This window comes from Sunxiuqinia indica (assembly GCF_009847015.1).
Classification (GTDB): Bacteria; Bacteroidota; Bacteroidia; order Bacteroidales; family Prolixibacteraceae; genus Sunxiuqinia; species Sunxiuqinia indica.
The window spans coordinates 1-15,712 of sequence record NZ_WVEM01000016.1 but is presented as its reverse complement, the minus strand read 5'-3'; the positions used below and the strand labels follow the sequence as shown (position 1 = coordinate 15,712).

Here is a 15,712-nt window from a genome sequence, read left to right as displayed (position 1 = left end):
TAAAACTCGCATTATTTAAAGGAATGATTAAACTTTACAACATCATCAAGCTGAATTAACTTCAAACCCAATCATTGCCCGTAGCTTTGCGGCCTAAATGAAATTTCATGTGGGTATTGTTAACATTGCTTTCGGCATTTCTGTTGGGTATTTACGATGTTTTTAAGAAACTATCGGTAAACGAAAATGCTGTTTTTCCGGTTCTTTTGATCTCGGCAATTACCGGAGCTGTCATCTTTATCCCTCCCACGCTAGGTTCCTGGTATTATCCTGAGTTTTTTCAATCCATTAGTTTTTATGTGTCTCCAATCACACTACAGGAACACGGCATGATTTTTCTGAAAACCATGATCGTAGTAAGTAGTTGGATTTTGGCATTTACCGGTTTAAAGCATTTGCCAATTACCATTGTCTCGCCCATTCGGGCAACAAGTCCGTTGTGGACATTAATCGGAGCCATCATCATTTTTCAGGAACACCTCAATTTTTTGCAATGGGCAGGCGTTATTACCACCCTGTTGTTTTTCTACCTGCTATCAACTGCCGGTAAGCTAGAAGGCATCCACTTTCGCAAAAATATTTGGATTTTGTGCATCATTGGAGCAACGCTGCTCGGTGCATCCAGCGGGTTATACGATAAATTCATTATGCGGAAAATCGACCGTTTTGCGGTGCAGGCCTGGTTTTCGTTTTACCAAGTGGTAGTCATGCTTCCGGTAGTTGCCATTTTTCGATGGAGCAAACCCAAAAGCAAGCGACCACCATTCGACTGGCGATGGAGCATTCCTGCGATTGGTGTCTTTCTGCTGATGGCTGACTTCGCCTATTTTTATGCACTGAGCTATGAAGACTCCATGATTTCTGTTATTGCTGCATTAAGGCGAGGCGGAGTGTTAGTGGCTTTTGTAACCGGAGCATTTCTTTTTAAGGAAAGTAATATCCGACAAAAAGGAATTTATCTACTTGGCATTTTAGCCGGAATCTTAATGATTAGTTTAGGAAGCTAACTTTTATTCCGATAATAATCTTGTTAACTTCGATTGATTAAATCAACAAATATGGATCGAATTCAACTTTTACAAGGCGATATCACCGAAATGCATGTTGATGCTATTGTGAATGCAGCAAACCGAAGTCTTCTGGGAGGTGGCGGCGTTGATGGAGCTATTCACAGGGCAGCCGGCCCTAAGCTAAAGGAAGCTTGTGCAAAGCTAAACGGTTGTGAAACCGGGCAAGCAAAAATCACAACAGCTTATCGTCTGCCATCGCGTTATGTAATTCACACGGTTGGTCCGGTTTGGCATGGTGGCGAGATTGGTGAAAAACAACAGTTGGCTTCCGCATACCAGAATAGTTTAATTCTGGCCAAAGAACACAAATTAAAAACGATCGCGTTCCCAAACATCAGCACTGGTGTTTATGCCTTCCCCAAAGAGCTCGCCGCGAAAATCGCAATACAAACAGTCCTTGAATTTTTAGATGATGACGATTGGTTTGAAGAAGTCACTTTTTGTGTTTACGATGATGAAAATTACAAAATCTACCAAGACCTTTTAAACGTCTGATTTCACTGAACATTTTACCTTTTCAACAGTCTTACAATAGGAGTTAATTTGAAGAACGAGAAATAATTTATATGCTTATTTTTCGTTCTCCAAAATACCAGTTTGTATTGAACCAATAAATTAGAGGCTCAATCGCGATAAACAAGTACGGTTTAGTCAAAAATTCAAATTCATTCTTCTTTATGAGAGTAGTTAAAATTATATCTTTAGTTGTTCTTATCTGTTTTATGGGCTTTTCAGATTTGAGTGCTCAACGCGATTATAAAACAGCGATCGGATTCCGAGCAGGCCCTATGGCTGGCTTGTCGCTGAAGCATTTCATCTCCGAAAGCAAAGCGCTGGAATTCATCGTTTCATCCAGATGGAATGGAACTTTATTTCAAGGACTGTATGAAATGCACCAGGACGTTTTTAACGACTCAAATTTCAATTTATACTATGGAGCGGGCGCACATCTTGGTTATTGGGATTTGAATGGACACATACATCCTTGGTACGACAATGACGGAACTTACACCGCTTTTGGGATTGATGGAATATTGGGGCTCGAGTATGTCATTCAAGATGCTCCGATCAGTGTTTCGGTTGACTGGAAGCCCATGTTTAATGTGATTAACTATACCGGCTTTTGGATGGATGACATTGGCTTGACAATACGATTCAACTTTAGATAGTTTACTCCAGCTACATCGGTGTCATAAAATAGTTAAATTTGATTCAAATGATTGATTGATGAAACGTATTAAAATTGAATTCCCTGTAACAATACTTACAGCAATAGTAGTGCTGGGCGTCACTTTTTCCGGCTATCTGGTTTATCAAAGTTTATCACAAATCGTTGATTCTATTCACCGCGAAGCCCGACCCGACTTTAAGTTGCTGCAAATAAAAGACATTGCAGCTGACCTCACCGAAGTAGAAAGTACCGTTAGACTATATTCAGTAACCCGCGATGAGAAATATTTTCATCCCTACAAGCAAATCAATCAATCCATTCAGAAAAAACTAACTAACCTCGAAGACTATGCACAGACCAGCGAAGAACAAAAAATGCAGATCGATTCAATTCGGCAGTTGACAAATGCAAAGCTGGCTGTATGGAAAGAAATTTTGGTGCTTCATCATGCCCGCGAAGACGCACACGAATCTTTCACCGACCTGTACACAAAAATCGACAGTGCAAGAACTGAGCCTGATACCATTTTAGTTGAAGTTGAAGCTCCCGAAAAAAAACGCGGATTGCTAAAACGTATTTTTGGAGGTAAGAAAAAAGACCCTGAGATCATTGAACAAATTCAGGTTCAACCGGTGGATTCCAATACCATCGACAAAGATTCGATCAAACAGGAAATTGCACAAATAGAAAACCGCATAAGAACAACCAACCAGACAATCTCTGTTCAGGAAAAGGCATTGCTCGAAGAAAACATTATCCTTTCGGAACTGCTCAAAACACTAATAACTAAATTGGAAACCGACGAACGAAAAAAGCTACTTGAGAAAACTCAGGAAGCAGACCGGTTGGCAGCCATCACCTACAAACGGTTGGCCTTATTTACACTGGGATCGGTTACTTTATTATTATTGGTTTTATTTCTGTTTTATCGATATTTAAACAGATCCAGAATCCATCAAAACCTACTTCACAAGGCTAAAACTGATGCTGAAAAGCTAGCTCGTGCCAAAGAAGTTTTTGTAGCCACTGTAAGCCATGAAATGCGAACGCCTATCAATGCCATTTACGGATTAACCGAACAGTTGATAAAAAAGACAGATAACAATAAACGTAAAAAGGATTTGGAAATCATTTACACTTCGACCGAGCATTTAATTTCACTGGTAGACGACACGCTTGATTTTTCGAAAATTGAAAGCCAGAAATTGAAGTTGGCCAAAGATGATTTCTCGCTGAGCAAATTACTTACTGAGGTTATCGTCCTCAACAAAGGAAAAGCAAAATCGAAAAACTTACGGCTTAAATTAGACACGGATGGTCTTGAACCAATTGTGCTTCGTGGCGATGCATTCAGGTTAAAACAAATCCTGATCAACCTGGTTAACAACGCGATTAAATTTACTGATCAGGGCAGTGTGACCTTAAAAGTATCGGCCAAAGAAAATAAATGGCGCAAGATATGGGTCAGCATTCAGGTGATCGACACCGGAATTGGCATATCAAAAGAAAACCACTCGCTAATATTTGACGATTTTGTACAACTGGAAACCGACCTGACCAGAAAACAAGGAGGTGCCGGACTGGGACTGGCCATTGTAAAAAAGCTGATTGACGTGCAAAAAGGGAAAATATCCATCGACAGCGAATTAAGTAAAGGAACAACAATTTCCCTCGAAATTCCTTACGACATTGGCGACCCGTCAAAAATTAAACAAGCCAAACAGGAAACATTGACAATCCCTGATCATTTTAGCAGCCTGTCAATTTTAATTGTTGATGATGAGGAATTCAACCGATATCTACTAAGATCGATCCTCGAGAAATGGAATATAAATGTAGCGGAATGTTCCAATGGTCAACAAGCGGTCGATTTGTACAAAAAAGAACATTTCGACCTTGTTTTCATGGATATTCGCATGCCGGTTTTAAATGGATTGGAAGCAGCAAAGCAAATTGTGCAACAAAACAACGCAGCTAAAATTATTGCACTCACGGCAACCAATAAACCTGATGATATTGAAAAGTGCAAACAAGCGGGTATGCAACAGTTTCTGCCAAAACCCTTTACTGAGAAAGAACTATTAGCAAGCCTATCAGAGGCAAGTGCTCCCCAACACACACAGGATGAATTGCGTAAAAAAGAAGAAGCAAAGGCACAAATAGATTTAAGCGAGTTGAAACGCATGGCAAATGGAAATATTTCATTTGTAAATGAAATGTTAGAAATCTTTATTCGATCGAGCGATAGTGGTTTATCAGAAATGAAAAAAAACATTGCTCTGAAAAATTGGGATATGGTTCGGGAATATGCACATAAAATGGCTGCTCCTGCCAAGCACATCAAAGCGCTAAATTTATACTCAAAAATTAAGGAAATAGAGCACGAAGCTCGGCTGGGAGAAAACGAACAGGAAATAATCAAGCTATCTACAGAAATAGAATACGAAGTGAAGACTACTAATCGCTATCTGAAATCCATCCTCGAAGATCAATAGTGTAGGTTTCAAAATCATTTTTAGATAATAATTCTCATAATGAGAGAGCCAATTCCATGCGCAAAACAAAACGACACTAATAACCAAACATTTAAGCAAACAAAAATCTGGAATACCGCTTTGGCACTTGAATTGCAAGGTTCAGAGTCAAAGAATTCATCGAAAAACTAACCGTCGGGAAAACAGTTAGAAGAAGTAAATGATTACGGTATTTAAATGATTTTTAGCCATTTCGTCACCTCTATATATATTTTATTAATAATCCCCAAAACCTCCGCCGGTTTTGGGGATTTTCATATAAAAATTTAAAGTTAAAACCCGTAAATAGCTATATTTTCACAAAATATTTCCATAACATTGCATACAGAAAAGCAATATTTTCCCTGAACCTATTTTATGGACACTGGCAAACCATTTAAAATATTTGTTGTTGAAGACGACGATTGGTATAATCGACTTCTTGTTCATAACCTGTCGTTAATTCCTGAATACGAAATCGAATCGTACACCACCGGAAAAGACTGCATAAAAAACCTGAGTAAAGAACCGGATGTTGTGACCTTAGACTATCGGTTACCTGATATGAAAGGACTCGAAGTCTTGAAAGAGATCAAAGCGATCAATGACGATATTCAGGTTATATTAATATCCGAGCAAGACGATATTGAAGTCGTGGTTGAGCTACTTCGGCATGGCGCTTACGATTACATCGTGAAATCGTCAGACGTGAAAGAACGACTGTTGAATACCATAAATAACATTCGTAAAGGAAGTCGGCTCAAAAAAGAAATTGTTACACTACGCAAAGAAGTTAAAAAGAAATACAGCTACCAAAACACAATTATTGGCAACAGTCCTGCTGCCGAAAAAATGTTCTCTTTAATTGAAAAAGCCACACGCACCAATATTTCGGTTACAGTAACCGGCGAAACTGGTACAGGAAAAGAACTGGTAGCAAAAGCCATTCACTATAATTCCAACCGGGCGAAAAAACCATTTGTACCGGTAAATGTTGCAGCGATCCCAAAAGACTTAATTGAAAGCGAGCTATTCGGACACGAAAAAGGATCATTTACGGGTGCCTCATCTCGCCGAATCGGAAAATTTGAAGAAGCCAGCAGTGGAACTCTTTTTCTGGATGAAATAGGTGAAATGGACATTTCCCTTCAGGCAAAACTGCTTCGGGCCCTGCAAGAAAAGGAAATCAATCGGGTTGGAAGCAACGAAGCAGTAAAAGTTGATTGCCGAATCATTATTGCCACTAACCGAAACCTGCTGATGGAAGTTCAGGAAGGGAACTTCAGGCAAGACTTGTATTATCGCTTATTTGGCTTACCAATTGAACTTCCGCCACTTCGCGAGCGTGGAAACGATGTAATTATTTTAGCCAAGCACTTTATAAAAAGCTTTTGCAAGGAAAATGAGCTCGATGAAAAAGCATTAAGCTCCGAAGCGGGCAGAAAACTACTTTCCTATTCATTCCCGGGAAACATCAGGGAGTTAAAGTCTATCGTTGAACTTGCAGTCACGCTTTCTGATCATGACGAGATTACTAAAGATGACCTTGTATTTGGCGGGCAAAATATGATGGATAGCCTGACTAACGAGGAATGTACCATGCGCGAATACACTATTGAGATCGTTAATCGCTTTTTATCTAAATACGATAATAACATTAAATTGGTGGCCGAAAAACTGGATATTGGTGTAGCAACCATTTATCGTATGCTAAAAGAAGAAAATAAATAATTCGTGCGATCTGAAATTATCAATTTGCGAAACCAGTAATCAGATTGATAAAAACAACGAACGACCCAACAAAACGAACCTCTCATTTACAACCACTTACCAAAAATTCATGTTGTTGGCACGAGCATTGCTTTCCGCTTAGCACAAAAAACTATAGGAGGAAAACAACATGGACAATACAAGAAAAAAACAATTAGGAATTATCGTCACAGCTGTCGTAGTAGTGGTTTTGGCACTAGTTGGCACCTTTTACGTTTATACGCAGAAGCAATCAGAAGTTGATTCATTATTGACAAAAAACACTGATTTAAATGAATTGATAGAAGATCGTGATTCTGTCGTAAACGAAATGGTTACTGCTTTCAATGATATTGAAAACAACCTTCAATTTATTAAAGAAAAAAGAAAGCAGCTATCCATTGAGCAAAACAAAGAAGGTAATATTGATCAGAAACAAGCCATTCTTGATGACATTACCCTGATGAATAAAATGCTGGAAGAAAGCAGCAAACATATTGCTGATCTTGAAAAGAAACTAAAAAAATCCGGTATTACAATGAACGGATTCCAACAAAAGATTGCTGCTTTAACTCAAACTGTTGAAAACCAAAACACAGAGATGGACGAGCTAAGAAGAGTGATCGAAGAGAAAGAAGTGCTCGTTGCAGGATTGAACGAAAAGGTTGAAGACATGGAGTTTGAAATTGCGAAACAAAACGACACCATCGAAAGCAAACTAAGCATTATTGATCGGAAAACAGATGAGCTCAACACAGCACATATTGCCTATGGAACCTATAAAGAACTAAAAGAAAAAGGCTTGCTAACTAAAGAAGGAGGTTTTCTTTGGATAGGTCAAAATAAAACAATTCAGGAAAGTTTTGATGAGGAGTACTTTACAGAACTGAATATCCAGGAAACAAAAACAATTCCGCTTCACTCTAAAAAAGCAACTATTATTTCTGAACACCCTCTAGATTCGTACACCTTGGTAGAAGAAGATGGACAGGTTGCTTACTTGCAGATTGATAATCCTGAGGAATTCTGGAAAATATCAAAATACGCTGTTATTGAAGTAAAATAATAGCCCAAAAACGACACACTCGAATCTTCACGTATATTAAAACAAGCTCAAAAAAACCATCGGAACAGAGGTTCTGATGGTTTTTTGTTTTTATTGGAGTTTAATCAACTTTTGAACACAAAACCTCCAAGAGTAACATAATATTTAACTTTTGCAAAAAAATACGACCCATTTTTTTCATTATCTAGTTAAAAACACCTTTTTTTTATCGCTTTTTTCGTATTATCGTACTGTTATAACTTTTTGTTTGTAATATTGAGTGTTGGTTTGTAGAAAGAGATAAGCAAACAGTTGAATATGCGGAAACCTTGATGAGTATCCTCCTGTTTGTAAACCCAAATAGATTGAATGATGAAAAAGAACCTCAGCGTAGCACTATCCGTATTTTTATTACTAACGTTTATAGTTCCCCAACTCACCTTTGCAAAAGGCAAAGGCAGTCAACAATGGTTTATAACCCCGCGAATTGGTACCGCAACCTTGATGAGCGAAGTTGAATCAGGCTTCACTTCTGTCGACAATGAATTTAGTCATAACATGGGCTTTAGCATGGACATTACCATCTCAAAAACTTTAGGTACTAATTTTGAATTGGGTGTAGGTGTTGGCTTCTATAGTTTAAGTAGCTCCGACGACTCTCTGACAGTTATGGATTTGTCGGTTTGGAGCAGCTCCCACGAAGGATTTAACGGAGTGGCATTTTATACCAATCCAATAGAATATAAGACAACAGCTTTTACTCCAAGTGTACTGGTCCGGTATTATTTTAAGAAATTTGCTAGTCGTGTTAGAGATGCTCAACTATTCCAACCATATATTGAATTAAATGCCGGTCCGAATATCCTCTATTCCGAACTTGCTTACACTGATGTCTCAGGATTACCAAGTGACGATCCTGCATTTTCAATAGGAAAGGGATTTGAACCCAATAAATCCCCTGAGATAAACCTGCAATATGCGTTGGGTCTCGGTTCAAGATTTAATTTTAAAAGTGGGATGACTCTCACTTTGGCTGCTGAGATTTCAAAAGTAAGTACCGACTATTTAGATGGAGCACCTAATTATGCGACAACTAGCACCGATTCTAAGATCAGACAGGATTTGGCAGGGCTTGTTCCCCGCATCATGTTTGGTGTTGCCATTCCTCTGAATGACGGAAGCACCAGAGGAAATCAATATTTGCCTTGGGCACCTTAAAATAGAAACAAGAACTAAACGATAGTCAGGCTCGGAATTAATTTTCGGGCCTTTTTTCATATGATTAGAATTGCTTATTTATAAGGTATCCTATGGAACTCTCGATGAAATTTAATCAAGCATGTTTGTGAAAAATAGTAGATCAAATTTCATGTTCGTTTCATAGGTGTGTCAATCATTTGAAAAAATAGTATTTCTGATGTAATGAAAAATCTCCGGCTACGTCTTACTTTTGAAAACAGTTAAGAACTTAGTTTGAACATGCTGGCCAAAGAATTTAAAACATCGGTAGTCCCCCTTAGCGGCAAACTTCATCGTTATGCATTGTATTACACAAAAAACGAAGAGGAAGCGCAGGATGTAGTTCAAGAAGTATTTTTAAAACTTTGGCAAAAAAGAAAAAACTTAAATGGTATTGAGAATTTGGAAGCTTTTGCGATACGAATGACCCGAAATAAATGTCTTGATTTATTTCGATCGAGCAGAAACAAAACTGATTCTCTGGAAGATCAAACACCCAATATGGGCAACGAGGCGCATGGCGACCTTAATGATGAGTTGGAATTATCAGAAACATCTGTATTGATCAGGAAACTTATTGGAGAGCTGCCAGAGTTGCAAATGCAAGTGATGAAAATGCGGGATATCGATCAACTGGAATATGAAGAAATTGCTGAGATAACAACAATGAATGTCAACGCTATACGAGTTAACCTTTCTCGTGCACGAAAAAAGGTTAGAAACGAATTATTAAAATATCAGGGATATGGAATTAAAGGAAGTCAAGCAAATTCTGCAAAAATACTTTGAGGGAGAGAGCACAAAACTGGAGGAGCAGTCGCTAGCGAAATACTTTAATTCGGACAATATTGATCCGGAACTGAACGAGTATACGGCCTTTTTTGCCGGAATTGACGAACTCTCAGAAAACCCAAGAAACGAGAAGCTGGAAGATGAAATTATGAATCACATCCTGGAAAATGAAAATCAGGAAAAGATTCACTACAGATGGCTTTGGCAAACCGTTAGTGGGATTGCAGCAGCAATTTTAATCGCTCTGCTTGTTATCAATCTAAATAACGACAATCGACAATGGAACGACACATACAAGAATCCGGATCAAGCTTATGCCAAAGCCAAGAGCACCTTACAATATGTTGCCGGACACTATCAAAAAGGGATGGGTGAGTTACAACCGATAAAAAAAATTGACAACGCTTCGAAGCCACTAAATAAAAGCCTGAATTCCCTAAATAAGGGTTTTGAGGAAATACAGGAAATAGAAAAAATTAACCAAAAACTAAAAAAACAATAAAAAGAAACGAGCATGATCAAAATTTCGCTCACACAGGAGGTTAATTATTGGGAGTTCCATGCGTTGGTGCACCATATAAAAAGCACTAAAGTGGAGTACGGAAATTGCACGAACTTAAATTAAAAAATATAAACACATGAAAAAGCTACTAGTTTTAATAATCTGCCTAATCCCACTATTGGGAATGGCACAGAAAAGCCCCGTTGATAAGTTGTTTGAAAAATACGCCAATAAGAAAGGAATGACTACCGTTAACATTAGCGGTGCCCTACTTGGATTGGCAAGCCAAATGGATAAAAACTCGCCCGAAGGAAATCTTCTGGCAGATTTAGATGGAGTCAGGATCTTAGCAGTCGATGATGATGACCTCAATAAATCACTGGATTTCTACAAAGAACTTGAAAATGATGGGTTCTTCAAAAATCATGACTATCAGGTTTTAATGGAAGTGACAGAAGAAAACGAAGTTGTCCGGTTTTTCGGTCGTGATGCAGGTGCTGGTAAGTTCTCTGAATTACTTCTGGTTGTGGGAGGTGATGACAATGCTTTGATTAGTATTCGGGGATTGATTGACCCCGAAAATATTGGTAAGATTACAGGAGCGCTGAATATTAAATACTGAGTTGGATGGAGGTCTGAAAATTTGCCAGCAATCATTCAGTTACCATGAAACAATTATTGACTACCGAATAGCACAGAATGCAAACATTAGACTGAGCTTAAGGAGTAGATTAGATCAGCCATATCAGTCGCAATCCGCTCAATTTAAGAAGTATGAAAATAGAATAAACCCAACGGGCAAAAATGCTGTTTCTATAAATATTGGCAATAAAAAAGGGAGGTATACCTCCCTTTTTTATTATTCGTCTATGATACGTAATTTACACGGCATCACCTAATTCAGCACCTGGCTTGAATTTTACAACTTTCTTTTCAGGAATCTCGATTGGAGCACCTGATTGAGGATTTCTTCCAGTTCTGGCACTACGAGTAGCTACAGAGAAAGATCCAAATCCGATCAATGCAACACGATCTCCATTTTTTAAGGCGTCAGTAGTAGATTCGACAAAAGCATCCAATGCTTTTTTAGCATCCGCTTTAGTTAGATCAGCTTTTTCAGCAATTGCGTCAATTAATTGAGCTTTGTTCATAAGAAAACTTGTTTAGGGTTAAAAAAAATAAACTATTTAGAAATTATATAATTAACATATTTGTATCTAAAACATCATTAAAAAGAAATTCACATTTCTAAAACATCAGTAAAATCAATGCTTTCAAAAGCTTTATTTTTACGCTTTATAAAATTCTAAAATATGATTCAATTATGCAACCTTTCTTGAAGTTTTTTTTTTTGCTATTTCTAAGTTTTTTTTTGCAATAATTTTTGAGTTTTAAAAAAATCCTCTACTTTTGCCGCCACATCAAGGAGAGATGGCAGAGTGGTCGAATGCGGCGGTCTTGAAAACCGTTGATCTTCACGGATCCGGGGGTTCGAATCCCTCTCTCTCCGCCAACACATAAAAAGCTGCAAGATAAACACTTGCAGCTTTTTATTTTATATCACTTCCTGTTTTTTAGATTCTGCTCACTCCATGCTATCGTTGCAATTGTGATTTACAAATAGCTTTTTCGTAGATACAAAAGGCAGTTATCAATAAAACGGAACAGTTAAAAAAGGTACGATCTACTCTAAAAAAACAATATTATTGAGCCATTTTCTCTTCTTTAAAACATAAAAATATAATCAATCTGCATCATTTAAGGCTCGATTAAGGGTAAATCCTCGTGTTTAAAGGATGAATAATTAAGCTTAGCCTACCTAATTATTCCTTTCGACCTATACTTTTCGATGAAATATTGATCGAGATCGTCAGAATCTTTATACTTTTTTCTCAGTTCAGTCAACTTCATTTTCATTTCGGCTATAATATCTGCATATTCAGGATCATTATAAACACTATTCAATTCATAGGGGTCTTTCAGACGATCATATAATTCCTTTTCATCAACGTCGTAATAAAAATGAGCCAGTTTGTATTCCTTGGTCACGACACCATAGTGATGCTTGACCATATGAAACCCGGGATATTCATTGTAGTGATAATACACGGCATCTCGTGTCCATTGAGCTGGACTTGCGACAAAAAGTCGGACAATTTTTTAAAAGACTATGCCGCATTGTTAATTTTCTGGTAAAATTCCTGTTCCATCTCATAAGGGGTTCTGTACCCCAATAAAGAAAGCAACCGCTTCTTGTTATACCATATTTCTATCCATTCAAAGATTTTTGATTTAGCATGCTCAGTACATTCAAACTTATTGCCATATACTAATTCTGCTTTTAAGGTTTTGAAGAAGGATTCTGCTACCGCATTATCCCAGCAATTGGCTTTCCCGCTCAACGATTGAGAGATGAAAAAATTGGTCTTTAATAGTTTTCTAAATTCCCTTGAGGCATATTGCATCCTCCTATCAGAATGAAAAAGTACCGGTTGTGTTATTTTTCTTTTACCTACAGCCATTCTCCAGGCCGGAATAATCGTTTTCTGAGTATATAAATTTGTACTTAATGACCAACCGATGATTTGTCTATCGTATAAATCCATGATAGTGGTTAAATGCAACCATCCTTTTTGAGTTTTGATATAGGTAATATGTGATACCCAGGCTTGGTTTAATTTATTTGATCTAAAGTTACGGTCCAGTAAATTTCTACACTCCGGATAACTATGATCACTGTCGGTAGTGACTTTAAACTTTTTTTTGTATTTACTGACCAAACCATTTTCTCTCATGATTTTGGCTACCCTGCGTCTTGAGATTTTAAATTCTTTACTGTAAACACGTTTTTTCATTGCTCTAAGATATTTGTTTATCAGCAAATAGTCTTAAAATTTGTGTCCGAGTAAAAGTAGCAACTCCACTATCATGACTGGCAAGTGTTTGAGATGAATTTTGAACGAGCACACGAACAGTTTTTGAATAAAATTAAAGAAATGCATCCTGAATTAACCTCAAAAGACCTACGGCTGTGTGCTTACCTTCGCATGAATTTATCATCAAAGGAAATCGCTCCGTTACTAGGCATATCAGTTCGAGGAGTTGAAAATCATCGATATCGGGTTCGCAAAAAAATGAAACTCGAACATGATGAAAAGTTAATCGATTTGATTTTAGAACTTTAAAACGAGTGAAATATTTTTATCGAATCAGCTCAGTTTTTCTAGGTAGTTTTTCAAGAATTACTATATTTGCACTCGCATTCAAATACGGGTGTAGCTCAGTTGGTAGAGCACTGGTCTCCAAAACCAGGTGTCGGGCGTTCGAGTCGCTCCTCCCGTGCAAAAGAGTTGTTCTGTTGAACAGCTCTTTTTTGCTTTGGCAACACTACAATACTCTTCGATATAACGTAAAAACCCTTTATATTTGTCCAAATCTTTTACCGATTACCATGACAGTAGATTTATTTGTTCCCTGCTTTATTGATCAGCTTTATCCGGAAACCGCCTTTAACATGATCAAATTGCTCAAAAAGGCCGGAGTTACAGTAGAATACAATCCGGAGCAAACCTGTTGCGGACAGCCAGCCTATAATAGTGGATATTGGAACGAATCAAAAAATCTAGCCCATAAATTTGTAAAAGACTTCCCGGGCGACCGTCTTATTGTTAGTCCATCGGCATCGTGCACCGGATTTATCAAAAATTACTACGGCGACCTCTTCAATAAAGAAGATTTGGATTACGAAAATCATTTAAAACTAAAAGAGCGACTTTTTGAACTGACTGATTTTTTAGTGAATGAGCTGAGGTATATTGATTTTGGAGCAAGCTTCCCTCATAAAGTATGCTACCACGATGCCTGCACTGCCCTTAGGGAATATGGTATAAAAAGAGAACCTCGCTTATTGCTTTCTAAAGTAAAAGGACTAGAACTGGTTGAAATGGAGGATACAGATACTTGTTGTGGTTTCGGTGGTACTTTTGTAACCAAATTCAAAGCCATTTCGGCGGCTATGACTGAACAAAAAGTTGAACATGCATTGAATACCGGAGCAGAGTATATTATCTCTACCGAATCATCTTGTTTATTAAATATTGAAAGCTATATCAAAAAAAACAAACTACCCATAAAACCTATCCACATAGCTGATATTCTGGCAAGTGGCTGGAACAGTCAATAAACCTGTAACGCAAACGGAAATTCAGGTCGAAAAAAACATTGCTGACTTCCATAACATTTTCAAATTCACTGCGTAAATCTATATTCAAGCGATTCTTTGTTATAGTGACTATATACCTATAATTCTGACGTCTCTGATTTCTTGATTGCAGGTTCGATCTTCTTAATGCGTGGTAATGGAAGCTATACTGTGATCATTGAAGAATCACGCCAGTTATTCGTTTTATTCTTAGTTCATCAAAATGAAAGTAAAAATCAAATCAAACAAAGTTCCGTTTATTAATGAAAGTCATATTGACACCAGTTATCTAAAAAAAGCAAAAAGAAGACAGTATAAACCTTTCCCTGCAAGTGATGGATTGCATTGCAAAGGAAACCGCTTTGATTATGTTGTTGAATGGGAAATTCCAAAAGAAAAAGATCGGGAATTCTCTTAACAACCCAACAAAAAGACATTGGTTTGAATTTCTGCTATAGTTATCGCAAAACAAACATCATCTCTGATCATTCAAACTAGTTTCTAAAGGTGTTTTTTTTCAAACTAAACGGAAAAACCCAGCAAAAACAGAAAAAATGTTTTTACTGGGTTTTCTTTTTTGTCGGGATGACAAGATTTGTCACCAATCCTATAAATATTTTATTATCAGAAAGGTATCTGAATATTTCCAGAAAGAACTCACCGTTTAACTCACCTGAAATTTGATCAGATTTCAATCAAATTGAAATGAGTTACTTATTTACAAAGATACAAAATAATTCGCAGTAACTTGGATAACGCACTGCAATTTATCTTGGATCATCTTTCTATCTCATCATCAATACCTCCTATTTTTTATTCTGATAACAAACACCGGAATTGGTTAATCTTCAAATGGTTTCATAATGAAAATAGCAGGCGATGGATCGTCAAAATCCCAGGCTGTAACTAGGGCTTTTAGGGTAACTTCCCGCAACAGCCGGTTCGATCTGTCCGCTACCTTTTCGTTTTGCTCCCAATTCCCTGTAACCGGCAATTGAACCAATAACTTAAAAAGCAAGCGGGAGGAGGACTCTTTCCGGGCGAAAAAAGCAAACATAAAAAGAACATCCCATACCGGCCCGTCTGGTTCTGATGGCCTTCCATCCCTTTAGGAACTTCCACATATTTGTCCCAAACTGTGCGGGTCAGGTATCCTTTCTTTGTTGTGGGGACAACTTTGAAAAGATAAGGATGGGTCGATTAACAGGCAAACCCGTAGAACGTCTCTGACCACGTTCAGAGAACGTGGATTGCTAATTTGAATTAAAATCGGATTCATCAGTAATACCAATTTAACTTACAAATGCCACATTGAAATTATCTAAGTATTTTTTATTGTGGGTGATTGACATTATTTGTTTTTCGGTCATTTATTTTACACTTTCAGCTAGCCAATCTTTAAGGTTCTTCATGGTTTCAAAAGTTTGGTT

General features: G+C 37.5%; 17 protein-coding genes and 2 tRNA genes. 15 read left to right on the top strand and 4 right to left on the bottom strand.

The features are described from left to right. Positions 1–107 precede the first annotated feature (107 nt). The 10 genes from GR929_RS18605 to GR929_RS18560 all read left to right on the top strand — a co-directional run bounded on the left by GR929_RS18605 (position 108) and on the right by GR929_RS18560 (position 10,703). The gene (locus tag GR929_RS18605) at positions 108–1,007 is read left to right on the top strand and encodes an EamA family transporter (RefSeq protein WP_159522675.1); all 900 of its coding nucleotides are present in this window, start codon (positions 108–110) and stop codon (positions 1,005–1,007) included. A 51-nt stretch (positions 1,008–1,058) separates the two neighbouring features. After that, positions 1,059–1,565 carry an O-acetyl-ADP-ribose deacetylase gene (locus tag GR929_RS18600; RefSeq protein WP_159522673.1) on the top strand — a complete coding sequence of 169 codons (507 nt, stop codon included), beginning with the start codon at positions 1,059–1,061 and terminating at the stop codon, positions 1,563–1,565. Between the two features lie 182 nt (positions 1,566–1,747). Continuing rightward, positions 1,748–2,239 (top strand): hypothetical protein, encoded by a 492-nt coding sequence (locus tag GR929_RS18595; RefSeq protein ID WP_159522671.1) that lies wholly within the window; start codon positions 1,748–1,750, stop codon positions 2,237–2,239. Between the two features lie 58 nt (positions 2,240–2,297). Continuing rightward, entirely contained in the window at positions 2,298–4,736 is a 2,439-nt protein-coding gene (locus GR929_RS18590; RefSeq protein WP_159522669.1) for a response regulator, read from the top strand. Between the two features lie 396 nt (positions 4,737–5,132). After that, positions 5,133–6,485 (top strand): sigma-54-dependent transcriptional regulator, encoded by a 1,353-nt coding sequence (locus tag GR929_RS18585; protein ID WP_159522667.1) that lies wholly within the window; start codon positions 5,133–5,135, stop codon positions 6,483–6,485. Positions 6,486–6,654: 169 nt separating this feature from the next. After that, a complete protein-coding gene (locus GR929_RS18580; RefSeq protein WP_159522665.1) occupies positions 6,655–7,569 on the top strand; it encodes a Cbp1 family collagen-binding glycoprotein adhesin in 915 nt (304 codons plus the stop codon). 348 nt (positions 7,570–7,917) lie between these two features. Next, complete coding sequence (locus GR929_RS18575) at positions 7,918–8,766, top strand: hypothetical protein (protein WP_159522663.1); 849 nt, start codon at positions 7,918–7,920, stop codon at positions 8,764–8,766. A gap of 261 nt (positions 8,767–9,027) precedes the next feature. Beyond that, on the top strand, positions 9,028–9,576 hold the full coding sequence (locus GR929_RS18570; protein ID WP_159522661.1) for an RNA polymerase sigma factor: 549 nt from the start codon (positions 9,028–9,030) through the stop codon (positions 9,574–9,576). Beyond that, the gene (locus GR929_RS18565; protein ID WP_159522659.1) at positions 9,533–10,081 is read left to right on the top strand and encodes a hypothetical protein; all 549 of its coding nucleotides are present in this window, start codon (positions 9,533–9,535) and stop codon (positions 10,079–10,081) included. Before GR929_RS18570 ends, GR929_RS18565 begins: the two co-directional genes overlap by 44 nt. Before the next feature lie 136 nt (positions 10,082–10,217). Then, positions 10,218–10,703 (top strand): DUF4252 domain-containing protein, encoded by a 486-nt coding sequence (locus tag GR929_RS18560; protein ID WP_159522657.1) that lies wholly within the window; start codon positions 10,218–10,220, stop codon positions 10,701–10,703. A 259-nt stretch (positions 10,704–10,962) separates the two neighbouring features. Here GR929_RS18560 and GR929_RS18555 read toward each other — a convergent pair whose 3' ends face one another. After that, the gene (locus GR929_RS18555) at positions 10,963–11,232 is read right to left on the bottom strand and encodes an HU family DNA-binding protein (protein WP_159522655.1); all 270 of its coding nucleotides are present in this window, start codon (positions 11,230–11,232) and stop codon (positions 10,963–10,965) included. A gap of 274 nt (positions 11,233–11,506) precedes the next feature. Between GR929_RS18555 and GR929_RS18550 the strand changes: the two genes are divergently transcribed. Beyond that, positions 11,507–11,594: transfer RNA gene (locus GR929_RS18550), tRNA-Ser, on the top strand. A 302-nt stretch (positions 11,595–11,896) separates the two neighbouring features. On the opposite strand, the gene GR929_RS18545 is transcribed toward GR929_RS18550, so the two are convergent. Both GR929_RS18545 and GR929_RS18540 read right to left on the bottom strand, forming a co-directional pair. Then, positions 11,897–12,238 carry a sulfatase/phosphatase domain-containing protein gene (locus GR929_RS18545; RefSeq protein WP_159522907.1) on the bottom strand — a complete coding sequence of 114 codons (342 nt, stop codon included), beginning with the start codon at positions 12,236–12,238 and terminating at the stop codon, positions 11,897–11,899. A gap of 11 nt (positions 12,239–12,249) precedes the next feature. Continuing rightward, entirely contained in the window at positions 12,250–12,936 is a 687-nt protein-coding gene (locus GR929_RS18540; RefSeq protein ID WP_159522653.1) for an IS3 family transposase, read from the bottom strand. Between the two features lie 93 nt (positions 12,937–13,029). Between GR929_RS18540 and GR929_RS18535 the strand changes: the two genes are divergently transcribed. The 4 genes from GR929_RS18535 to GR929_RS18520 all read left to right on the top strand — a co-directional run bounded on the left by GR929_RS18535 (position 13,030) and on the right by GR929_RS18520 (position 14,700). Next, a complete protein-coding gene (locus GR929_RS18535; protein ID WP_159522651.1) occupies positions 13,030–13,266 on the top strand; it encodes a helix-turn-helix transcriptional regulator in 237 nt (78 codons plus the stop codon). Between the two features lie 84 nt (positions 13,267–13,350). Further along, positions 13,351–13,423 (top strand) — tRNA-Trp (locus GR929_RS18530). Between the two features lie 109 nt (positions 13,424–13,532). After that, a complete protein-coding gene (locus GR929_RS18525) occupies positions 13,533–14,264 on the top strand; it encodes a (Fe-S)-binding protein (RefSeq protein ID WP_159522649.1) in 732 nt (243 codons plus the stop codon). Between the two features lie 241 nt (positions 14,265–14,505). Beyond that, positions 14,506–14,700, top strand: coding sequence for a hypothetical protein (locus GR929_RS18520; RefSeq protein ID WP_159522647.1), 195 nt, complete (start codon positions 14,506–14,508; stop codon positions 14,698–14,700). Positions 14,701–15,123: 423 nt separating this feature from the next. On the opposite strand, the gene GR929_RS18515 is transcribed toward GR929_RS18520, so the two are convergent. Beyond that, a complete protein-coding gene (locus GR929_RS18515; protein WP_159522645.1) occupies positions 15,124–15,339 on the bottom strand; it encodes a hypothetical protein in 216 nt (71 codons plus the stop codon). Positions 15,340–15,712 lie beyond the last annotated feature (373 nt).